Origin of the sequence: Robertmurraya dakarensis (assembly GCF_900156875.1) — a bacterium.
GTDB classification, from domain to species: domain Bacteria; phylum Bacillota; class Bacilli; order Bacillales; family Cytobacillaceae; genus Robertmurraya; species Robertmurraya dakarensis.
Genome location: NZ_LT707409.1, coordinates 136,888 through 158,066, shown reverse-complemented (window position 1 = coordinate 158,066; position 21,179 = coordinate 136,888). Strand labels below are relative to the sequence as shown.

Sequence of the window (21,179 nt, the reverse complement as noted above, 5' to 3'; positions counted from 1 at the left end):
AGAGAAATCTATTAAATTTGACAACCACTTTGTCACTATTTGTTGAATATTTATGCTCTTAATCTTGTAAACGTTTTCAACAGTGCGCCCATCTACAAAGCATTTTTAAATACAAAAATACATATTCATGCAAACCTATTAAAACCATTGTATTCACCCAATACCCCGTTACATACGGCGGGTCCAAGTGTACAATTATCTTAGAGTACTCGTATGAACATGCAAAAAAGGAACCAGCTACCATTGCTGATTCCTGAAAGCTTTGAATTAATAGACCGCCTCTCCTATATCCAGCAGCGTTTGGATTGTTACGAATGTGTATCCTTGGGCTTGCAACTCTTCTATTATTTGCGGAAGTGCTTTAACAGTACCATCAAGCAATCGTCCATCTTGGAAATTATGTTGCAGCACAACTCCTCCTGGTGTGATTTGTCTTTGTACAATTTCTAAGATTCCTTCTGCGGACATTCCACTCCAATCCAGTGTATCAACAGACCATCCAATCCCTCTCAAACCTATCTGACTTAGTACAATTTGGTCGGCTTTTGTGATCGCACCATATGGAGGACGAAATATATCTGATTTTTTCCCTATAACTTTTCCCAATACTTGCTGTGTCGACTGGATTTCCTCTCTAACATCTGATGACCACCCTTTTCTTAAGTCAGGATGGGACAATGTATGATTGCCAAACGAATGACCTTCATTCACAATACGCCTCATCATTTCTGGAAACTGATTGACTTTCTGACCCATAACAAAGAATGTTGCGGGTACGCCTTTTTCTTTCAAAATATCTAAAATCATAGGAGTGTAATAATCTTCTGGCCCATCATCAAAAGTAAGGGCGACAAGCTTCTTGGGACTATTTACAGAACGAACAAGATTAGACTGCTCTGGAATCTTTGTTGTAATAAATGTTCGATTGATTTTGGAATCAAACCGTACATCCATATCCAGTTTTTTTGCAACATCGATTAGTGGAACAAATACTTCGCCCTCAAACTCAAATGGCTCTGTTGACAGTACACCTCTTTTCCATGTCCGTGTTGCACCGTCATAATCATCAGTAAACTTCTTTCCTGTATGTACAGCAAACTTATTTCCTTTCGCCTGGAACACAACTGAACGCCATTTCGGATCCCAATCTACCAAAACACCGGCATGCTTGAGGAAAATCGCGGGCACAAGGAAATGGCCATTCCTCATTGCATACTTGGTATCATACGGCTTCCCATCAAAAAAAACAGGCGCCTCAGGCAGCATAGACTCATTAGCAAAACCTTTAGTAGGTATAAATGCGAGAAAAAGTACAAAAAGAACAGTAAAAATACTCAATTTTCCCATAAATCTACTTTTCATCGTATCAATCTCCTTAACCTTAATTGCTAATCGACAAAGCATCGCATCTAAAATGCATACAGTAGTTAAAGTATCCTTTTAGGATAAAAATATCTATTATGTACGATTTGGTAATTTTATGTAATTATTAAGTTAGAGAGAGAAAGTGCTTTGTTTTCTCTTAATGAAGATTACATTTTTTTACAATCATTGCATGAAAAGTAGAGTGAAAGTGGATTTTCTGACGGAATTGTTCACAAACACAAAAAGACCAGAGAACTTCTCTGGCCCCATCTGTTGCAGTATCCCCTATCGAACATTCATATCATTCGGATGCGGTCCTCTGCGTCTATCCTTATTTAATTTATGGATTTCATTCATTTCCTCGGAAGTAAGTTCAAAGTCAAAAACTTGGAAGTTTTCTTCTATCCTTGATGGAGTAACGGATTTTGGGATCACGATCGTATTATTTTGCAGATGCCAGCGCAGCACGACTTGAGCAGGTGTTTTTCCATGATTTTTAGCAATTTTCATCACCGCTTCGTCTTGCAGCACTTCTCCCCCTTGCTCAAGCGGACTCCATGCCTCAACATAAATATCATGTTTAGCACAAAACTCTTTTAATTCATTTTGTGATAGATACGGGTGACATTCGACTTGATTTAGTACAGGTACAACTTCACATTCTTTTAAAAGTCGTTCCAAATGTGGAATTTCAAAGTTACAAACGCCAATAGCCTTCACTTTCCCATCATGGTACAGCTTTTCTAATGCTTTATATGTATCAACATACTCATCGTATTGAGGTGCAGGCCAATGAATCAAATAGAGATCAACATATTCAAGTCCTAATCTTTCTAAGCTTTCATCAAAGGCACGCAGAGTGTTTTCATATCCATGATCACTATTCCATACTTTTGTAGTAATAAATAATTCCTCACGAGGGACAGAAGATTCCTTAAGCGCTTTTCCAACACCCTCTTCATTTTGATAAATCATCGCAGTGTCAATGGACGTATAGCCCACTTCAAGAGCTTTCGCTACTGCCGTTGTTGCTTCGTCGTTTTCAACTTGCCAAACTCCAAATCCAAGTTGCGGCATTTTAACACCATTGTTTAATGTAACAAATTTCATTTCACCAAATCTCCTTTGAAAAAAATATCTTTTGCATTCATTACTATACTAAATTTCTAAGCGAACTTCCAAAATTAGAAACATTTCCTAGGAAAGCGCAGAATATGACATAAATCTGCACAATCTAATACAAAACGCAGCAAATCGATCACAGTCGTAATCAGCCACTTGTTTTTCTTTCATCATTTGCGAAATTTCAACAACAATATACAAAAGGGTGAAGAGGTGGATCGGCAGGAAATAACCATTTCGGGGAATATGCGGAATCTTTCCAATGCCAAGCACCCAAAGCCGCCGCGCATGCATCTAGTGAATGAGTTTCATCGGCGACTAAGCTTGGGATTCCCTTCAAACCTTGATGTGTAAGCCATTTTAATAAGAAATTTCGCGATTCTATTTCCTGCTTATAGGTTAAGACAAATGACAGTTCTTTCGGATGAACTCTTGAACCCATGACAGCCCCTGGGTGCACTTCCACGATCGAAATGGGATGGGCTGTGACGATTCCTGAAATTTCTCTGCTTAACCTAATCCCTCTAAGTGTCAAATAAACCATCTTCGTTAATGTTGGCGGCATGATCGAACCAGACCTCATCCCCAGCTTCACGATAAACTTTCGCAATTCCCTATCAGATTTTCTGTCTCCTCCTCCATCTTGATAAGATAAAGGGGCATCAATTCCAATCACAACTTCATCGACCTGCGCCAGTGCAGCAATCTCATTTAGTATGTCTTCATCACTCAAGTTTCCGTCACATTTAACAAAGCTTAGTTCATTTTCCTTTTTTTCAAAAACAGCCAGAAACGTGTCCCTATGATTGCTGGGACCGGACAAATCAATTCCAATGACCTTCATTTTTGACCCTTCTCTCGATAGATTACTCAAAATCAACTCAATTAAAGTTAAGCACAAGAAAATTATCCCTAAGATTGGCAGTCATGTCTACTTCAAGGGTTTCAAAAGAATAGAATAACCACCTCACGAGTGAGTAACGGGTTCTCTTTTGATGTGCAAAAGATGTAACTGGTTAAATAACTTATGAAATTCACCCAAAACCCTCAATATAGCCATAACAAAAGGGTGAGAAATCACGACGATTTCGCACCCTAATTGCATTGCGATCTACTGTTTTGCCCCTTTAAAGAGAGCCCGTTTACGAGTAAGATGGTCACTTTAAATTTTTATTGATTATTATCATCTTCATACGCAATGAGAATGACTTCTTCGCCTTTTTCTTCACTTAGCTTTTTTTCAAGTTGATTTACCTGCTGAAGATCTTGATCGTTCAAGTTGGCAAATGGGTACTTATTCTTATCCATTTCTTTCGGCCTCCCATTCTTTTTTCAGAGTTCAATTAAATTATTTGTTAGGATGGAAATTTTATTCAGGATCTGAAATTCGCCAACTTTAACAGGAAATCAACGAAACATGTAGAATAATATAAATATCGATACAGGAGGTAAAGTCATGGAACTATTATACGAGGATTATGTAAAAGAAAAGTACTTAGATCACAACCAGCATATGAACGTTACAGCCTACTATTTGGTCTTTAATAAGGCATCAGGCAAGTTTACCGGTTCAATTGGATTTGATGATGCTGGTCGAGAAGAAAATCAATTGACCATTTTCACTTTAGAAACACATATCTCATACTTTAAAGAGATTACTGAAGGGAAAGATTTCAAAATATTCGGAAGAATATTGCAATATGACGAAAAAAGAATTCATTTTTATGAAGAAATGCGAAATGCCGACGGAGATTTGCTGGCAACTTGTGAAAGCATGTTCCTTGCTGTCAGCCAGATAACGAGAAAAGCCGGTCGCTTTCCGGAGAAAATTCAAAATGCTCTTAAAGAAGCGTATGACAAAACGAAGAATGATCCTTGGCCAGAAAATGCTGGCCGTAAGATTGGGATTCCGCGCAAACAGCTGAAAAAATAAAAACTCTGGCCAGTCTCTGCTGCTATGGTAGACTGGCCTTAAATATGAATTATTTCACTAGTATCTGCTTCCCTCTGCCTCAATTTCCACATTCTAAATCTTACCTGCTCTTGATAAAAAGTTTATAGTTTCTATTAACCTTCTATGTGGTATTATTTAATAGGTGATTTTTATCAGGAGGAAACCTACATGTTTAGTATGATGATTCATTCCTTTAGAAAAAAACACAAGGTGAAAAAAGCGTTAACTTCATCTGAATTTGATTTATTACTTTCCTTTTTAAAAGAAAATGGCGGCAATCATGCCTCGCATCTTATTTTCCTTCAAGATAAGGAACTCTTTTGGACGAAAGACCGAAATATGTTATTCGTCTATAAGCGGTTTGCAAATAAATTAGTTGTATTAGGTGACCCCATCGGCGAAGAATTAAATTTATGAAATATAGTTTGGTTGGCTGTATAAGCACAGTTGTTTACTTTCTTTGTGTATTTATTATGGTCGAATTCTTTGAGGAGGATCCATTACTCGCATCGGCCATTTCGTTTATCATCATGACGATTATTTCATTTATGCTAAACAAAAAATATACCTTTGTCAGCGACTTCTCTCATAGTAGATTAATGCGCTTTTTTATTGCTGCTTTTATTGGTTTTATTTTAAACTTTATCATTATGTTTATCATTGTCAAAGTGTTATCACTTCACTATACAATTGGGGAGTTGGTCACTACGTTAATTATTCCATTGATCAACTTCACACTGAATAATTATTGGACTTTTAAATAAAAGAGGCAGCAGAAATAACAGCACTCCAATTGTTAGATACATGATCAAACAATTAGAGTGCTGTTATTTCTGCTGCTCTGTTAATTTTTCAAACTTTTTCTATAAGAATACTGCTGCCACTGAAAACGGATATAACAGCCGATACAAAAACCAAGTATTGCAATAATTGCTGCTAATGCGACCATAATCGTAAAAGTCATACCGACAGTAGCCCAGCCCAACGAATAGCTAACAAACGCTATCGATAGACAGACAACTGCAATAAGCTGATTAAACTGCTGCTGTTCAAAGTCTTCTGGAATGTATTCAGATGGATGTTTTCTCAAAAATACTTTTCCAATTTTAATAATAGGATTAACCTTAAACACCAAACCGCAAATGCCCGCTAACAACGGCACTAATAAAAATAATTCATTCTGCAGTATCCACGTGCACAATACACCTAAGACAATCAACCATTGATTTAATCTCACAAGCGGTCTCGGAATAGACTGGATTTTAGTTCCCATCGTCAATACCAACCTTTCACATAGGAATTATATAAATTATACGCGATCTTTTTATAAATTAGAAGGAAAAGGTTTCAATGTCTCTATGTCCATTTTTTTTAAAAAAATACCGCAAAATATTTTATTTTTTCTGAATATTCAACTATATTTAGATTATGTATTATTGTAAGCGATTGCAGTTTCGTTCGCAAAATCTTTCACAGGTGGTGACCATTTTTATGTTTACTAGACATTACGAATTTTGGCCAAAGCGTTTACCGAAATCTTTACCGATTCCAGAATCAACGATTTATGACAACTTGGAAATGACTAATAAGCGTTACCCCAATAAAAGAGCAATTGTTTTTTACGGCTCAGAAATGACCTATTCACAGCTCTATAAGGAGGTAAATCAACTAGCTGGCTACCTCCAAAAAGAATTAGGTGTGGCAAAAGGTGATCGAGTTGTTCTGTATATGCAAAATTCACCACAGTACATTATTGCCTTTTATGCGATTTTGCGCTGTGATGCGGTTGTCGTGCCGATCAATCCAATGAATGTAAAAGATGAAGTAGCCTTTTACTTATCAGATTGTGATGCAAAGGTCGCCATTACCGGTCAAGAGTTAGTACCTGAAATTGAACCTTGCATAAGTTCCACTCCCCTTCAATCGATTGTTGTTGCCGCTTACTCAGAATATGCTCAGCAAAATTTGGATTACAATGTCCCTGAAGTGGTTGCTGCTCCTAAGCAATCTTTCCCATCACCGGCAATCATCGACTGGAATCAAGCCTTAGCTGCTGGGATTGAACCGCTTCCTGCTCGCGCAAAATCAGATGATCTTTGCTGTTTGCCATATACATCTGGAACAACAGGGAAACCAAAAGGCTGTATGCATACACATAAAACACTGCAAGCCACGCTTTTAAGCGGCGTTGTCTGGTCGCAATCTTCTCCAGCTGACGTTGGATTATCCACACTTCCGCTTTACCATGTAACTGGCCTGCAGCATAATATGAATGCACCGATTTACTTAGGATCCACGATGGTAATTATGACGCGGTGGGATCGAGACGTTGCCTTAAAGCTCGTTGAACGATACCAGTGTACACGATGGACGAACATTTCCACCATGGTCGTGGATTTCTTGGCGAATCCTAATCTAAAAAACTATCGTATCGATTCTCTCAACATGATCGGCGGCGGTGGTGCACCACTCCCTGAGGCGGTTGGTGAAAAACTTTATGAACTGACAGGAGTCCGTTATGTAGAAGGCTATGGTTTGACAGAAACAATCTCGCAAACTCACCAAAACCCGCTGGATCGACCAAAGCTGCAATGTCTCGGCGTTCCGCAGTTTGATGTGGACGCAAGAGTAATTGACCCAGTTTCGCTAAAAGAACTCGGACCAAATGAACAAGGTGAAGTAATTGTCCGAGGGCCGCAAGTGTTCAAAGGGTACTGGAATCGTCCTGATGAAACAAGAAGTGCCTTCGTAACATTTGAAGGAAAGGAATACTTCCGAACCGGGGATATTGCCCGTTATGACGAAGAAGGTTATTTCTTCCTGGTGGACCGAGTTAAGCGAATGATTAATGCTTCCGGGTTCAAGGTGTGGCCAGCAGAGGTGGAGATGACGCTGTATAAACACCCTGCAGTCGAAAACGCATGTGTGATAGGCGTACCTGATGAACGGCGCGGTGAGACGGTTAAAGCATTTATCGTTCTTAATGAGAAGAGCAAGGGGACTACTACAGAGGAAGATATTATAGAATGGTCGAAACAGCATATGGCTGCTTATAAATATCCAAGGATTATCCAGTTCCTTGATCAGCTTCCTGTATCCGGAAGCGGAAAAATCCTCTGGCGGAAACTTCAAGAACAAGAAGAAGCAAAAATTAATAAATAACGAAACTGCCCTGACCCTGCCTTAAATTTGAGAGGCGAGGACCAGGGCTGTTTTTCGAAAAATAGCAGTCTAATAGCCAAAAATAGCTTAAAACTGTCAGTACCGGTTCATAAGGGAACTTCTTATCTCCCAAATACATCAAAAATCTTAAACGATGGGTCTTAATAGAGTTTCTTAACGACCATTTTTAAAATTTTTCATAAAAAACGGTCTTAACAGCGATCGTTCTAATCACGGTGTCCGCGAATGGTGGACCATACTAGTATCTCTTTTCACACCACGTTCCTTCGATAGATTTGTCCCCAGTACCCCGATGATAATCAGCACCGAACCGATGATGTGATAATAATATATAGGTTCATGCAAAATAACAGCCCCCGCTGCAATGGAAATAACCGTAGCAATATTTGAAAAAATACCCATTTGCGAGGCTGATAACTTGGAGAGTGAATAGTTTGATAAAAACGATGTACACATCGTGGCTAATATTCCTAAAAAGCCGACAGATAACACAAAGACATGATTTTGAAAAAGCGCCAAGAAAGCAAGCAGCTGGCCATTTATGATATTCTCGACGATCGCATATCCATTAAAGAAAATAAACCCAAAGGTAACCATTATATAGGTGAGCTGAATCGGACTGTATGAGACAGACAAATATCTCGCCATAATTGTATAGCTAGCAATGGAAAGACAAGAAAGCAGCAACAAGAGAATGCCTAAAGAATGTCCTGGTTGATCCACATTGATAGAAAACCCCTTCATAAAGAAAATATACAATACCCCAAATATAGATAAAAAGATAAACGCATATTGTTTTTTATTCGTTTTTTCTTTGAGAAAATAAGCTGCCATCAGGGCAATTAACGCTGGTCCAAAGGCAAAAATAATTCCCCCTTCTGCTGATGTGGCCAAATCTAACCCAAACGCTTGAAAACTAAAAAATAAGGTTGGGTAAAAAAGGGCAATAGCTAAAAGAGAGAGGATGTTTCTCTTCCCTTTCACTTTTATGGCAAAGGATTTGGGAGAAAAAAATAAAAAGCATGTTAACCCTGCCCACGCAAACAAAAATCGGTAGGCCAGTGTATCCATCGGCGTTGATACCTGTAGAGCAAGTTTAGTGAACAAAAATGACAAACCGACAATCGCTGCATTCAGCAATGCGGCGGCATAAGGGTACATTTGAGTTTTCATAGCATCTCACCTTCCAGTGTTTTGAAAAATTGAATTGAATGTATCATTGCATACCCATTGGAAAATAATCCCTATCTATCATTCTATGATTGCACGGTGATATCTATATCTAAAATGCATGACTGACAGGCAGCCCCGAATTAATGAGGCTGCCTGTCCTTCAACTGAAATACTATATGTTCGCAGAGCCTACATTCCGAAGCTCCCTTTTTAAAATTTTCCCTGAAGGATTACGCGGAAGAGAATCAATAAATTCAACTTCTTTAATACTTTGGAATTTCGCCAGCTGCTTGTTGCAGTATTCCATTAGTTTTTCCTTCTCCACCGTTTTTCCTGCTTTGCAGACGACAAAGGCCTTAACTTTCTCTCCCCATTTTTCATCAGGGGCACCGATGACAGCCGCCTCTAATACTGCCTCATGACTTGTCAGAACTTCTTCAATATCCTTTGGATAAATATTGACTCCGCCGCTAATAATCATGTCTTTTTTACGATCAAGAAGGTAGAAATAGCCTTCTTCATCCATTTTCCCCATATCGCCTAGCTTAAACCAGCGGTCTTCCATGAAGGCTTTCCGCGTTTCTTCAGGGAGATTATAATAGCCTGAGAATAATCCTTCCCATCTGCAAGCGAATTCCCCTTCTTCTCCCACTCCAACAAAATTTCCATTGTCATCTACAAGACGGACTTCAGCAATTTCCGTTTGCACGCCAACCGATTTCGTTTTTCGAATCACATCTTTGGATCTCAAGATAACAATAACCCCGGTCTCTGAGCTTCCAAAAAACTCACTAAACTCACAGCCAAACGTATCCATAATTTTTCTCTTCGTTTCCGCCTGAATCGGTGCTCCACCCGAAATCAGCAGCCTTACCGACGAAAAATCATATTGGTCAATATTTGGTACTTGCAGCATCATATTGTACTGAGTTGGAACGAAAATCCCATAAGTTACTTTTTCATCTTGCATGTACTGCAGGGTTTTCTCAGGGTCGAACTCCCTTGTTATGATGAGACGAGTTCCGTGTGAACTCAATGATAACAAGCTCCCATGACCAATGCTGTGATACATTGGAGTGGTTAGAAGAACAGTATCCTCCTCGTTAATCCCCCACTCAACAAGCGATAAAGCACTTCGAGTCAGCATCGCCCCATGTGTCAGCATGATCCCTTTTGGAAGCGACGTCGTACCGGAAGAATAAATAAAGACAGATAAATCCTCGGGACCAACTTCCACATCAATTTCCTGAACTTCTTCATTGAGGAAAAAAGTGGAATAGTCGATATACTTCATTTTCGCTTCTCCATCGGCATCATTCCCCACCAATACGGTGTGACGAGGAGTAATTTTCGCCAAATTAGGCAAAGCCTCTTCGAAATCGGCCAGCTTCTGAATCTCCACAAAGGCAAAGACGGCATCAGACGTATTGATGAGTTCCGCAAGGTCGCGACCCCTAACCATATAGTTAATCGGAACTGCGACTGCTCCAATGAAAGAAATCGCATAATAAATTTCCGCCATCTCCAAACGATTTCGCATGTAAATCAGAACATGATCACCTTTCTTTAACCCTTGCTTCATCATCGCCTGCCCAAGTGAATTCACCCTATTATATAATTCGCGATAACTGACCCTTTTATCTTCATAGACAATCGCTGTCTCATCGCCTCTCTCTTTCGCATGAACCTTTAATCCTGTATGTATATTTGGATACTTCATCATATACCTCCTCTAATAAAAAGCTTATGAAAACCATTACGCAGGTCGGGGCCGCTAGAAACGGTCTTCATTCTGCTTATGAAAACCATTACGCAGGACAAAGCCCCTAATAACGGTCTTCATTCCGCTTATGAAAACCATTACGCAGGACAAAGCCCCTAATAACGGTCTTCATTCCGCTTATGAAAACCATTACGCAGGAAAAAGCCCCTAATAACGGTCTTCATTCCGCTTATGAAAACCATTACGCAGGACAAAGCCCCTAATAACGGTCTTCATTCTGCTTATGAAAACCACATTAGTCAGCCTAGACCACAAAAAACCGTCTTCATCCAAAGATGGATGGCCGAATCACGATGCCATCCACCATTCCATTCCTATTTCGCTTCGTTTTGGTGTCTAATTTCTAGCTTTGCAACTGTTTCAACATGTACTTCATCCGGTCCATCTGCCAAGCGAAGATGACGGGAATGAGCCCAAAGCTTCGCTAACGGGAATACGTCACTAACGCCCCCGCCTCCATGAACCTGAATAGCGCGGTCCATCACTTTTAATGCCATATTTGGAACAACAACTTTAATCATCGCGATTTCTTTTCTGGCAACTTTGTTTCTGACGGTATCCATCATATGTGCTGCATTAAGCGTTAAAAGCCGCGCTTGATCGATTTCAATTCTGGACTCTGCGATCCAATTGCGGATCACTCCTTGGTCAGAAACCTTTTTACCAAAAGCAACACGTTCCTGAGCGCGCTTAATCATCAGTTCTAAAGAACGTTCTGCTAAACCAATAAGGCGCATACAGTGATGAATTCGCCCAGGTCCGAGTCTGCCTTGCGCAATTTCAAATCCTCTGCCTTCTCCAAGAATCATGTTCTCGGCAGGAACGCGGACATCTTTGAATTCTACGATCGCGTGACCATGTGGCGCATCATCATACCCGTATAACGGAAGCCATCTTTCAATTTTGATGCCAGGTGTGTTAATCGGTACGATAATCATCGAATGCTGTTTATGTCTTTCGCCGTTCGGGTTGCTTTTGCCCATGAAGATTAAAAGTTCACATTTCGGATGCATAACCCCAGAAATCCACCATTTTCGGCCATTCAGTACATACTCATCCCCATCCCTCTTGATTTCAGCCGAAATATTGGTTGCATCTGATGACGCAACAGCCGGCTCAGTCATGACAAATGCCGAACGAATCTCACCATTTAATAAAGGAGTCAGCCACTTCTCTTTCTGCTCAGGGGAACCAAATTGCTCCAACAACTCCATATTTCCTGTATCAGGAGCCGAACAGTTGAACACTTCTGCCGCATTTAAAGCACGTCCCATAATTTCCTTTAACGGAGCATACTCTAAGTTTGTTAAACCGGCACCATGTTCCTTGCTCTGTAAAAATAAGTTCCATAATCCTGCTTCTTTTGCTTTTGCCTTCATTTCTTCCATAATCGGTACAACCTTCCAACGATTTCCACCTTCATTCAGCTGCTGCTGATATAAAGCTTCATTTGGATAAAATACCTCATCCATGAAAGTAATGAGTCTTTCTCGCAACTCTTTCGTTCTATCATTCATTTCAAAGATCATCGTAATAAAACCTCCAATTACTTATTTTAGAATATTACAAAAATTAGAGTCAGAGTTGTGAAAGCAAAGGAATATTTATGTATACTCTATTTATCCAAAACGCTGCAGTGATTGGTGTTTTGCCTATGGAGCAAGTCATCAAAACTCTCTTGACTCTCATTATATAATATTTATCAAGATATTTTTAGTATTTTAATAATATTCTTAATAATTTTAATATTATTGTCACACTATTTTCTATAGTCAACCTGCCGCTTACCTCCACTGTAATGCATTAAACTGTAGGTCCACCGGCAACATAAAGTACTTGTCCATTAACAAATGAAGATTTTTCATCTGCAAAAAATGCTGCCGCATTGGCAATGTCCGCCGGAGCTCCGATTCTGCCGACAGGGATATTTTTGATGCTGCCCTGGACCATCTCCTCAAAAGTAATGCCAATCCGCTTGGCTGTGTCTCTTGTCATGTCTGTCTCGATAAAACCTGGAGCAATACAATTTGTGGTGATGTTATATTTCCCAAGTTCGATGGCCAATGTTTTCGTGAATCCTTGTAAACCCGCTTTCGCGGCGGAATAATTCGTTTGCCCGCGATTTCCAAGCGCCGAGGTCGATGAAATATTGATGATTCTTCCGTATTTTTGATCAACCATGTATTTCTGTACCGCACGGGCAGCATTAAAGGCCCCTCGAAGATGAACACCCATGACATCTTCCCAATCTTCATCCGTCATTTTAAATAGTAAGTTATCCTTCGTCACCCCTGCATTGTTAACAAGAACATCAATAGACCCAAATGTTTGCACCGTTTGCTCTACAGCGCCCTGTACTTGATCAGCTTCCGCTACATCTGCGACCTGTGAATATACCGAATAACCTTTTTCTCGGAAATCCTCCACTGTCGCACTTAGCGTCACCTCATCGACATCAATGATCGCTACTTTCGCTCCCTCTTCTGCAAACCTCAATGCAACACCTTTCCCGATTCCTCTTGCTCCACCCGTAACAAATGCTACTCTACCAGTAAATCTCCCTGACAATATAATTCCCCCTTAAAAATTAATTCATATAGTTAGTTTATTCTGAATTTTTAAAATAAACAAGTTAAAGGCTTCCTACCTTTTCATTCTAGTCTATGAGTCTCTAACTCTAGCTATTACTTTCGTGATGAAAGCTATGGCTTTAGCCTTTACGACTGTGTTGAAAACCAAAAGGGGGATAGATTCTGATGAATATGGTCTTCATAACATCAATGAAAGCCATAAGGCGAATAGAATCCGGTAAATATGGTCTTCATAAACGTTATGAAAATCATTTGACTAATACAATCCCATGGATACGGTCTTGACGCCCCTTATGAAAACCATTAGACAGATAGAATCCCATGAATACGGTCTTCATGCCCCTTATGAAAACCATTAGACAGATGGAATCCCATAAATACGGTCTTCATGCCCCTTATGAAAACCATTAGACAGATAGAATCGGGAATGTAGATTATTTTGTGTAAATAGTTTTATTACATTAAATAAGTAAATGCTAACTAATATTATTACCTATTAGGGGGATAAGGCAATGCTGGGGAGCAACCTGAGCACCTAATAGGGTTCTGTACAAAAGGAGAGGGGATTATTCCTCTCTTTTTTCCTTTTGGGAGAACATAATGCGATAAACCCTTAGGGCAAAGCCCTAACACGTAACCTAACTAATTGGTAAATCATCCTTCCAGGCGACCCTCAAACATGATTTCAAATTGTTGTCTACATTCTAACCAACTTGGAAGAGGAACAGTCCATTTTTCTGTTGCCCCCATGGTAGCTAGGTAAATAATCTTTCTAAGCGCATTATCTGTTGGATAAGCTGTTTTTGTTTTAGTCACTTTTCTGAGTTGTCTATGAAATGCCTCAATCGTATTTGTTGTATAAATTATCTTTCTAATCTCAACTGGATAAGTAAAATAAGTCGTAAGTTCGAGCCAATTTGTCTCCCAAGATTTAATAACAGAAGGGTATTTCTGACCCCATTTATCTTTAAATTCCTCAAAAGCTGTTTCAGCTTGTTTGAGAGTATAAGCTTTATAAACCTTTTTTAGGTCATCGGTTACCTCTTTACGCAATTTACTAGGAACAAACTTTAGCGTATTACGCAATTGATGAATAATACAAGATTGAACATTTGTTTGAGGGAACGTGGCATTAATTGCCTCCGTGAACCCAGAAAGCCCGTCCTTACAAGCAATTAGAATGTCTTGAACTCCCCGACTTTTCAATTCTTGGCAGACATTGAGCCAAAAACTAGCACTCTCATTTTCACCAATCCAGATGCCCAGAATGTCTTTAATACCATCGGTATTAACACCTAGAACGGTATAAGCTGCTTTATTAATAATCCTATTCTCATGCTTTACTTTAAAGTGAATAGCATCTAAAAACACAATTGGATAAACAGGATCTAGTAGACGAGATTGCCATTCATAAACTAACGGCAATATTTTATCTGTCACTTTACTTACCATAGATGGTGAAACATGAACACCATAAATATCCTTCATATGATCCTCGATATCACGAGTAGACATTCCTTTGGAATAAAGCGCAATAATTTGATCTTCTAACCCATTAATAGATGTTTCATACTTCTTAATGATTTGAGGTTCATACTGTCCATTTCGGTCTCTTGGTATCCTTAAATCAGTTTCTCCATACTTGGATTTAATGGTCTTTTTACTATATCCATTCCGACTATTTCCGGAGTTATTTCCTACCACATCATGTTTAGAATAACCGAGATGATCCTCAATTTCAGCTTCAAATACCTGTTGGAGAGTCTCTTTAAAAAGCTCCCTAATCATCACTTGAATATCATCAACCGTTTCACACTGACCAGCTAATTCTCTAATTGTCATATCTCTAAAATCTTGCATAAATGATCATCTCCTTATTGGAAGTTATAACCATTTACACAAAATTAAATACGTTCTCATAGAATCCCATGAATACGGTCTTCATGCCCCTAATGAAAGCCATTTGACTAATAGGATCGCATTAATACGGTCTTCACGCCCCTTATGAAAACCATTAGACAGATAGAATCCCATAAATACGGTCTTCATGCCCCTGATGAGAGCCAAAAGCCGGCAAGAATCTTAGGAAAATGGCTTTCAGCCCTGTAAAGTTCTATATTCTAACATTACAATGTAATAACAATTTATTTACATCATCTTCTCGTCCCATTATCTGTGTTAAAATACGAACCATGCATTCGAAAGGGGCGAAAACGATGTTTAAGAGAATTTCTACAGGGTTTATATTGCTTTTCTCAGCACTTTTCCTACTAGGTGCTTGCAGCAGCGAAGGTTCAGAAACAGAAAAAACAGAGGAAGCCGGTGGAGTTGTCGCTACGGTTAATGGGGAAGAAATTTTAAAAAAAGACTATGACAATCGTCTAAAAGCAACAAAAAATTCATATGCGCAGCAGGGAATCAATGTAGATGAGCTAGACAGTAAAACAAAGGAAAATCTTGAAAAATCTGTATTGGATCAACTAATTAATCAAGAATTACTTCTTCAGACTGCTAAAACCGAGGGCGTAGCGGTGCAGCCAAGCGAAATCGATACTGAGATTGATCAACTCAAATCACAGTTCGAAGATGACAAGAAATTCCAAGAGGCACTAAAAGAAAACAATTTAACAGAAGAAACACTGAAACAGCAAACCCAGGAACAGCTCCTAATCAATAAATATATTGATCATACTATTGGCGACATTACCGTTTCTGAGGAAGAGATAAAATCTATTTATGAACAATATAAAAAACAAGCCGAAAGTCAAGGACAAGAGCTTCCAGATCATGACTTTGAAACCATCAAACCGCAAATGGAACAAGAAGCAATAGCTCAAAAGAAAAACGAAAAAGTTGGTGAGCTCCTAGAGAACTTACGTAAAAGCAATGAGGAAAATATTAAAGTTTTAGGATAATCGTTATCTATGCCCCTTAACTAACTTGTTAAGGGTTTTTTCATAACCGGTATAAAAAAATTTACAACACCGGGGGTCTAGTAATTAATGAAATAAATAATAAGGATGGAACTAAGTCAATTCATCCGTTCCCATCCTCATACTTTCCCTTATTCGTGTTCTTCAGAAGCCATAGCAATCGCTTTCGTTTCATGTACAGTGCCAAATGGGTGTTCAGGCGGGGCATAAATTGCGTAAACCTTTAATGGTACATCCCCGGTATTGGTTAAGTTATGCCACTTTCCAGCAGGGACCATTATGGCAAAATCATCAGAGGCCTCTGCTTCAAAGTCTAAGTTATTTTGGCTGTCCCCCATTTGAACAAGCCCCTGCCCCTGCTCAATACGCAGGAATTGATCTGTCGTCGGATGAACTTCTAACCCGATGTCATCACCCACATCAATGCTCATCAAGGTCACCTGAAAATGCTCTCCAGTCCATAAAGCGGTGCGGTAAGTATTGTTTTGCGTTGTTGATTCATCAATGTTTATCACAAATGGGTTGGATCCATAATCTTTTAGCGTTTGATTATTTAAAGATTCAAATCGTGCCGCATTTTCCATTTCGCTGGCAGAAGCATGAAGAAATACGTTTTGTGCTAATGGAAATGGAATCATGGAACTGATTTTTTGATAATCCGCATATCCTTCTAATCCTGCTTGCTGAGCCTTTTCTAATCCATCGCGGTAATCTTCAAAAGCAACTTGATCTGTTTCATACATAGGTTGACTTCCAGTAAGGTTGAAGTAAAGATTCGTAAATTCATTCAAGTGAAATTTCTTCATTTCTATAGCATGTAGAATGTCATTTCTATGATTTTCGTTTGGTGCAGCTTGAGCTAACCGGCTATAAAGATCAATCGCAGACGCTTCTCTTTTTATGACAGAAAGAACGGTCTCAAGTAAAGGCTGATTTTGCTGATTTCGAGGCATATATACCGGCTGAAACATCGGGTTTGGAACATGGCCGTAATACGGGTAATTGTATGAATTATGATTATTATACATGGTAATCATTCCCTTCATAGGTCTTTAAAAGCATCATATGCCTATGTGCAGAGAACGGACTGGAATTTCATTTTTATGGGCTGAGAACGGAGCGTCTTACCACCCCTTAAAGTTTCCCTGTTTTTCACTCCTGAACCAGTTGTTCCTCAATTAATCTATCTTTCTCATCCAAACTGAATATTCCCGGTGTCCAGCTAGGAAGGATGCCATATCCCCCAATAATTTCTTCTTCCACTTCAAATAGAACAGCTTTCAAACGTTCACCATTATCATCTTTTTCCTGCAGATTATAAGTATAAGCTGATACCACTTCACCTGTGTATGAATTCAAAAAGGTAACCCCGCTAGCTTCATAATTCCTTATCATCTCAGCAGGTATATCCAATATGTAGCTTTCAACCTCGACCAAATCTTTCAGTTCCCATCCTTTATGGGACAAATACTTTTCATGCTCCTTCTTTAAGTCCTGAGCACAGCCAGAGACTAATAGAATTCCTGCGATTAGGAACAATAATCTCCATTTCATAACCACCCACCCCCTGCAACTCTTATCTCATATGACGAATATGGTACAGAATGGTTACAAGATCTTTTTTAATAAATGATACCTTATAATGCCTTATGATATGATGATGCAGGGTACTTGAATATATAGGTGTGATACAAATGAATTTAATTGAAAAATTTTATACTGTTATTATTTTTTTATCAGTATTGATTGGTCTTGGTGCAGGACAAGTACAGCTTATCCAAACAACTGCAGAAGAATTTATTCTTCCTTTATTGGTAGCCATGCTGTACATCACTTTCTTACAAATTCCGCTCGAAGAATTATGGAAGGCTTTCAAAAATATAAAATTCACCGCAACGTCTGTACTGATTAATTTTGTTTGGACCCCTCTGTTAGCGTGGCTATTAGCCATATTATTTTTAGGAGGTCATCCTGAGTTAACCATTGGTTTTATCATGTTAATGGTCACTCCCTGTACGGACTGGTATTTGATTTTCACAGGAATCGCAAAAGGAAATCTAGCACTTTCAACGGCTATCTTACCTCTTAATTTCCTTTTGCAAATCATTTTGCTGCCTGTTTATCTGCTGATTTTTGGAGGAGAAACAGCAGTTACTGAACTAGGATTTCTACTTGAAAGCATTGTCATTGTGCTAGGAATTCCGCTCTTCTTGGCTGTTATGACAAAAATTCTCTTAAGAAACAAGCAGCAACTAAAAGAAAGTATCGTAACAACGCTGAGTATTTTACCGATTATTTTCTTAAGCCTTGCCATCGTGGCTATGTTCGCTTCACAAGGACAATTATTAATGGCAAATCTTCATTTATTATGGCAAATCACCATACCCGTTCTTTTATTTTTCATCGTGAATTTTTTCGTTGGTCAAAAGATTGGGCAACTCCTGAATTTCCCGACCCGTGATAGAGTGAGCTTAAGTTTAACAACTTTAGCAAGAAATTCACCCATTGCCATAGCGATTGCTATGACCGCGTTTCCCAACCAACCATTAATTGCCTTAACATTAGTGATCGGTCCTCTATTAGAGTTACCGATCTTGGCGATCATTTCTCAAGTACTATTACTCTTTTATAAAAAATAACAAGAAGCACACATCATTTTGCGATGTGTGCTTCTATTGGTAGTAGGTCTCTTCTTACGATTCACGCACTGCTTCAGTCTTTACTTCAACAGGCGCTTTAGCTTTACTATCACTTGCGCTCTTAACAAATAAAGAACAAATGAATGCTACTACTGAAATGCCTGCTACAAAGTAGAAAGTATATTTCACTCCGGCCGCTAATATTTCCGGTTGGGCAGCACTAGGGAAATCAGCTGCAAAGCTGGTTTGACCACTAGTGAATAGTGTAATCGCGATTGCTGTACCAGCAGCCCCTGCTACTTGATTCAAAGTGTTCATAGCAGCTGAACCATCAGCATACAGCTCACGCGGCAATTGGTTAAGTCCATTTGTTTGAGAAGGAATCGTGATCATTGTTAATCCAAAGAACAAGATCATGAACGCTGTGATAATTTGCCAAGCAGGTGTTGTGCTTGAAATGACTGTCGCAAACATAATGTTTCCAATCACGACAATGATTGATCCTGCGATAACAAAAACACGCGGCCCAAATTTATCAAATAGCGTTCCAACAATCGGTGACATAATCACGTTAACGGCATTACCAGGCAGCAATAGTAAACCAGCCACCGCTGCACTAAATAATAATGCTCCTTTTAAATACAGAGGCAATAAAATCGCTGTTGATAAAATAACTAAAATACTTAGGAACATCATCAAAGTTCCTAATGTGAACATCGGATACTTAAACACACGTAAGTTAACCATCGGCTTATCCATTTTCATCTGACGAACACCGAATAAAATAAGGGCGATAATTCCAATAAGTAAAGGTGCCCATACTTGAGGAGATGAAAGTGGTGCTTCAGCCATCGTAGCTAGAGCATAAATTAATCCGCCAAATCCGATTGTCGATAAAATAATCGATAATACATCAATTTTAGGCTTAGTAATTTGAGAAACATTGACAATCTTAGCTGCTGCAAAAAGGGTTAAGACAACATAAACAACCGCGCTGATCCAGAAAATATATGGCCAACCTAATGAACTAATGATAACCCCTGAAAGAGTTGGTCCTAAAGCTGGTCCTAACGTAATAACCAGACCCATAATCCCCATGACTACTCCACGTTTATTAATAGGGAAAATTATTAATAGAACATTTGTCATCACCGGAATTAAAATCCCTGTTCCAATCGCCTGTACCAAACGACCAAGCAGTAACACGACAAAACTTGGAGAAAACGCCGCTAACACAGCACCTAACAGCGAAATAACCAGTCCTCCGATAACTAATTGCCTTGTGCTAAACCATTTTATTAAAAGTGCTGAAATCGGTACTAAAATCGCCAGTACCAATAAATATCCTGTCGTTAGCCACTGCCCTGTTGCAGCCGTGATTGAGTATTGATCCATAATATTAGATAAAGCCATGTTTAAAGCTGTTTCACCGAATAATCCTAAAAAGGCACCTAACATTAAGATGAATGCCATTGTTTTAGGACTTTTTACTTGAATTTGTGATGTTTCCATATAGATCTCCTTTGTACTTAAACTAATTTTTGGTTCACTAGTTTTTGTTTTAAAAAGCAATATGCTCCCCTGAGAGCGGCAATAATCTATTCTCAGAAGTACACTTCTACGTAGTAATAAACTAAACTTATAGTTCCAGTTACTATCATGTAAAAGTAGTATCCAATTCCGTAGGACACCCCCACAAACCAACGGTCTGTTACTCACTATATCAATAGGGATTTAAAATTTTCAAGTGTTTTTTTACGAATTTTTTGATATCGGTTATATAAGCTGTTAACTTATATTTTCTTCGTTCTTATGTGTAACTCCCTATCATCAACCTAGTTGACTAAGTCATTTTACGTTAAAAAATCAACAAATGTCAACCTAGTTGACATAGGGAAATGTTTTTTGTATAGTAGTTAAGATTAAATTGATGGGGGTGAAAGGATTGAAGCCTGAATTAGAACACTTAGATTTATTCGACCTATTAAGTGAACGGCATCTTTTGCTTCGAGGAATAACGGAAAAAATGTGGAACGATAACAGCGATATTCATATTTCAAATTCTGAATGGTTTATTATGGCGAGAATTTATCAAAAGCAGCCAACAATTGCAGAAGTTTCAAAAAATGTAGATATATCCCGGCAGGCTACTCATAAGTTTATTAAAAAGCTTGAGTCTAAAGGGTTGGTTGAAGTCAAGAACGTGAAACATAACAATAAAGAGAAATGCTTAAAATTAACATCTTTCGGTGAGGAATGTTTTGAAAAAAACGAAGCCCTCAAATCTTCCCTAGAAGAAAAAATCGCCGATCATATCGGCGCAGAACAAGTTGCTTTTCTCAAAAATCTATTGAAATCCGATTGGGGGATTGAAGCTGTTAAACATAAATGAAAGCGGATTAATTTCACTATTTGGCTATACAAGGTGCGTATTCA

General features: G+C 38.8%; 20 protein-coding genes. 7 read left to right on the top strand and 13 right to left on the bottom strand.

Annotated features, from left to right (window positions below; genetic code table 11):
- Nucleotides 1-267 precede the first annotated feature (267 nt).
- The 4 genes from CZ487_RS10010 to CZ487_RS27115 all read right to left on the bottom strand — a co-directional run bounded on the left by CZ487_RS10010 (nt 268) and on the right by CZ487_RS27115 (nt 3,795).
- Nucleotides 268-1,362 carry a polysaccharide deacetylase family protein gene (locus CZ487_RS10010; protein ID WP_077212055.1) on the bottom strand — a complete coding sequence of 365 codons (1,095 nt, stop codon included), beginning with the start codon at nt 1,360-1,362 and terminating at the stop codon, nt 268-270.
- Nucleotides 1,363-1,650: 288 nt separating this feature from the next.
- Complete coding sequence (locus tag CZ487_RS10005) at nt 1,651-2,475, bottom strand: aldo/keto reductase (RefSeq protein ID WP_077212054.1); 825 nt, start codon at nt 2,473-2,475, stop codon at nt 1,651-1,653.
- Between the two features lie 196 nt (nt 2,476-2,671).
- Nucleotides 2,672-3,331, bottom strand: a complete 660-nt coding sequence (locus tag CZ487_RS10000; protein WP_077212053.1) for a DUF429 domain-containing protein — start codon at nt 3,329-3,331, stop codon at nt 2,672-2,674.
- 326 nt (nt 3,332-3,657) lie between these two features.
- Entirely contained in the window at nt 3,658-3,795 is a 138-nt protein-coding gene (locus CZ487_RS27115) for a hypothetical protein (protein WP_202617821.1), read from the bottom strand.
- 148 nt (nt 3,796-3,943) lie between these two features.
- Between CZ487_RS27115 and CZ487_RS09995 the strand changes: the two genes are divergently transcribed.
- The 3 genes from CZ487_RS09995 (at nt 3,944) to CZ487_RS09985 (ending at nt 5,205) form a co-directional block, all read left to right on the top strand.
- Nucleotides 3,944-4,420: a thioesterase family protein gene (locus tag CZ487_RS09995; RefSeq protein ID WP_077212052.1), complete on the top strand. Its 477-nt coding sequence runs from the start codon at nt 3,944-3,946 to the stop codon at nt 4,418-4,420.
- A 189-nt stretch (nt 4,421-4,609) separates the two neighbouring features.
- Nucleotides 4,610-4,858, top strand: coding sequence for a phosphatidylglycerol lysyltransferase domain-containing protein (locus CZ487_RS09990; protein WP_077212051.1), 249 nt, complete (start codon nt 4,610-4,612; stop codon nt 4,856-4,858).
- Nucleotides 4,855-5,205 (top strand): GtrA family protein, encoded by a 351-nt coding sequence (locus CZ487_RS09985; RefSeq protein ID WP_077212050.1) that lies wholly within the window; start codon nt 4,855-4,857, stop codon nt 5,203-5,205. The genes CZ487_RS09990 and CZ487_RS09985 overlap by 4 nt, the downstream gene beginning before the upstream one ends.
- A gap of 80 nt (nt 5,206-5,285) precedes the next feature.
- Here CZ487_RS09985 and CZ487_RS09980 read toward each other — a convergent pair whose 3' ends face one another.
- The gene (locus tag CZ487_RS09980; protein ID WP_077212049.1) at nt 5,286-5,714 is read right to left on the bottom strand and encodes a DUF4395 domain-containing protein; all 429 of its coding nucleotides are present in this window, start codon (nt 5,712-5,714) and stop codon (nt 5,286-5,288) included.
- A 218-nt stretch (nt 5,715-5,932) separates the two neighbouring features.
- On the opposite strand from CZ487_RS09980, the gene CZ487_RS09975 reads away from it, so the two are divergent.
- The gene (locus tag CZ487_RS09975; protein ID WP_077212048.1) at nt 5,933-7,603 is read left to right on the top strand and encodes a long-chain fatty acid--CoA ligase; all 1,671 of its coding nucleotides are present in this window, start codon (nt 5,933-5,935) and stop codon (nt 7,601-7,603) included.
- 231 nt (nt 7,604-7,834) lie between these two features.
- Here CZ487_RS09975 and CZ487_RS09970 read toward each other — a convergent pair whose 3' ends face one another.
- The 5 genes from CZ487_RS09970 to CZ487_RS09950 form a co-directional block, all read right to left on the bottom strand.
- Nucleotides 7,835-8,797, bottom strand: coding sequence for a DMT family transporter (locus tag CZ487_RS09970; protein ID WP_077212047.1), 963 nt, complete (start codon nt 8,795-8,797; stop codon nt 7,835-7,837).
- Nucleotides 8,798-8,969: 172 nt separating this feature from the next.
- Nucleotides 8,970-10,520, bottom strand: coding sequence for a class I adenylate-forming enzyme family protein (locus tag CZ487_RS09965; protein ID WP_084783196.1), 1,551 nt, complete (start codon nt 10,518-10,520; stop codon nt 8,970-8,972).
- Between the two features lie 374 nt (nt 10,521-10,894).
- Complete coding sequence (locus tag CZ487_RS09960; RefSeq protein ID WP_077212045.1) at nt 10,895-12,109, bottom strand: acyl-CoA dehydrogenase family protein; 1,215 nt, start codon at nt 12,107-12,109, stop codon at nt 10,895-10,897.
- A gap of 274 nt (nt 12,110-12,383) precedes the next feature.
- The gene (gene fabG / locus CZ487_RS09955; RefSeq protein ID WP_077212044.1) at nt 12,384-13,148 is read right to left on the bottom strand and encodes a 3-oxoacyl-ACP reductase FabG; all 765 of its coding nucleotides are present in this window, start codon (nt 13,146-13,148) and stop codon (nt 12,384-12,386) included.
- A 677-nt stretch (nt 13,149-13,825) separates the two neighbouring features.
- Nucleotides 13,826-15,031: an IS256 family transposase gene (locus CZ487_RS09950; protein WP_077212043.1), complete on the bottom strand. Its 1,206-nt coding sequence runs from the start codon at nt 15,029-15,031 to the stop codon at nt 13,826-13,828.
- A 356-nt stretch (nt 15,032-15,387) separates the two neighbouring features.
- Here CZ487_RS09950 and CZ487_RS09945 point away from each other — a divergent pair, with 356 nt between their 5' ends.
- Complete coding sequence (locus tag CZ487_RS09945; RefSeq protein WP_077212042.1) at nt 15,388-16,086, top strand: SurA N-terminal domain-containing protein; 699 nt, start codon at nt 15,388-15,390, stop codon at nt 16,084-16,086.
- Between the two features lie 149 nt (nt 16,087-16,235).
- On the opposite strand, the gene CZ487_RS09940 is transcribed toward CZ487_RS09945, so the two are convergent.
- Entirely contained in the window at nt 16,236-17,132 is an 897-nt protein-coding gene (locus CZ487_RS09940; protein ID WP_077212041.1) for a cupin domain-containing protein, read from the bottom strand.
- Nucleotides 17,133-17,256: 124 nt separating this feature from the next.
- Nucleotides 17,257-17,658, bottom strand: a complete 402-nt coding sequence (locus CZ487_RS09935) for a DUF4830 domain-containing protein (RefSeq protein WP_077212040.1) — start codon at nt 17,656-17,658, stop codon at nt 17,257-17,259.
- A gap of 140 nt (nt 17,659-17,798) precedes the next feature.
- Here CZ487_RS09935 and CZ487_RS09930 point away from each other — a divergent pair, with 140 nt between their 5' ends.
- The gene (locus CZ487_RS09930; protein ID WP_077212039.1) at nt 17,799-18,743 is read left to right on the top strand and encodes an arsenic resistance protein; all 945 of its coding nucleotides are present in this window, start codon (nt 17,799-17,801) and stop codon (nt 18,741-18,743) included.
- A 54-nt stretch (nt 18,744-18,797) separates the two neighbouring features.
- Here CZ487_RS09930 and CZ487_RS09925 read toward each other — a convergent pair whose 3' ends face one another.
- Entirely contained in the window at nt 18,798-20,261 is a 1,464-nt protein-coding gene (locus CZ487_RS09925; protein WP_419865745.1) for a DHA2 family efflux MFS transporter permease subunit, read from the bottom strand.
- A 427-nt stretch (nt 20,262-20,688) separates the two neighbouring features.
- Here CZ487_RS09925 and CZ487_RS09920 point away from each other — a divergent pair, with 427 nt between their 5' ends.
- The gene (locus tag CZ487_RS09920; protein ID WP_139339551.1) at nt 20,689-21,135 is read left to right on the top strand and encodes a MarR family winged helix-turn-helix transcriptional regulator; all 447 of its coding nucleotides are present in this window, start codon (nt 20,689-20,691) and stop codon (nt 21,133-21,135) included.
- The last annotated feature ends 44 nt before the right edge of the window (nt 21,136-21,179 follow it).

What these genes read in the sequence shown, in the direction of transcription:
- CZ487_RS10010 (WP_077212055.1), bottom strand. Translation starts at nt 1,362, where the DNA reads ATGAAAAGTAGATTTATGGGAAAATTGAGTATTTTTACTGTTCTTTTT.
- CZ487_RS10005 (WP_077212054.1), bottom strand. Translation starts at nt 2,475, where the DNA reads ATGAAATTTGTTACATTAAACAATGGTGTTAAAATGCCGCAACTTGGA.
- CZ487_RS10000 (WP_077212053.1), bottom strand. Translation starts at nt 3,331, where the DNA reads ATGAAGGTCATTGGAATTGATTTGTCCGGTCCCAGCAATCATAGGGAC.
- CZ487_RS27115 (WP_202617821.1), bottom strand. Translation starts at nt 3,795, where the DNA reads ATGGATAAGAATAAGTACCCATTTGCCAACTTGAACGATCAAGATCTT.
- CZ487_RS09995 (WP_077212052.1), top strand. Translation starts at nt 3,944, where the DNA reads ATGGAACTATTATACGAGGATTATGTAAAAGAAAAGTACTTAGATCAC.
- CZ487_RS09990 (WP_077212051.1), top strand. Translation starts at nt 4,610, where the DNA reads ATGTTTAGTATGATGATTCATTCCTTTAGAAAAAAACACAAGGTGAAA.
- CZ487_RS09985 (WP_077212050.1), top strand. Translation starts at nt 4,855, where the DNA reads ATGAAATATAGTTTGGTTGGCTGTATAAGCACAGTTGTTTACTTTCTT.
- CZ487_RS09980 (WP_077212049.1), bottom strand. Translation starts at nt 5,714, where the DNA reads ATGGGAACTAAAATCCAGTCTATTCCGAGACCGCTTGTGAGATTAAAT.
- CZ487_RS09975 (WP_077212048.1), top strand. Translation starts at nt 5,933, where the DNA reads ATGTTTACTAGACATTACGAATTTTGGCCAAAGCGTTTACCGAAATCT.
- CZ487_RS09970 (WP_077212047.1), bottom strand. Translation starts at nt 8,797, where the DNA reads ATGAAAACTCAAATGTACCCTTATGCCGCCGCATTGCTGAATGCAGCG.
- CZ487_RS09965 (WP_084783196.1), bottom strand. Translation starts at nt 10,520, where the DNA reads ATGATGAAGTATCCAAATATACATACAGGATTAAAGGTTCATGCGAAA.
- CZ487_RS09960 (WP_077212045.1), bottom strand. Translation starts at nt 12,109, where the DNA reads ATGATCTTTGAAATGAATGATAGAACGAAAGAGTTGCGAGAAAGACTC.
- CZ487_RS09950 (WP_077212043.1), bottom strand. Translation starts at nt 15,031, where the DNA reads ATGCAAGATTTTAGAGATATGACAATTAGAGAATTAGCTGGTCAGTGT.
- CZ487_RS09945 (WP_077212042.1), top strand. Translation starts at nt 15,388, where the DNA reads ATGTTTAAGAGAATTTCTACAGGGTTTATATTGCTTTTCTCAGCACTT.
- CZ487_RS09940 (WP_077212041.1), bottom strand. Translation starts at nt 17,132, where the DNA reads ATGTATAATAATCATAATTCATACAATTACCCGTATTACGGCCATGTT.
- CZ487_RS09935 (WP_077212040.1), bottom strand. Translation starts at nt 17,658, where the DNA reads ATGAAATGGAGATTATTGTTCCTAATCGCAGGAATTCTATTAGTCTCT.
- CZ487_RS09930 (WP_077212039.1), top strand. Translation starts at nt 17,799, where the DNA reads ATGAATTTAATTGAAAAATTTTATACTGTTATTATTTTTTTATCAGTA.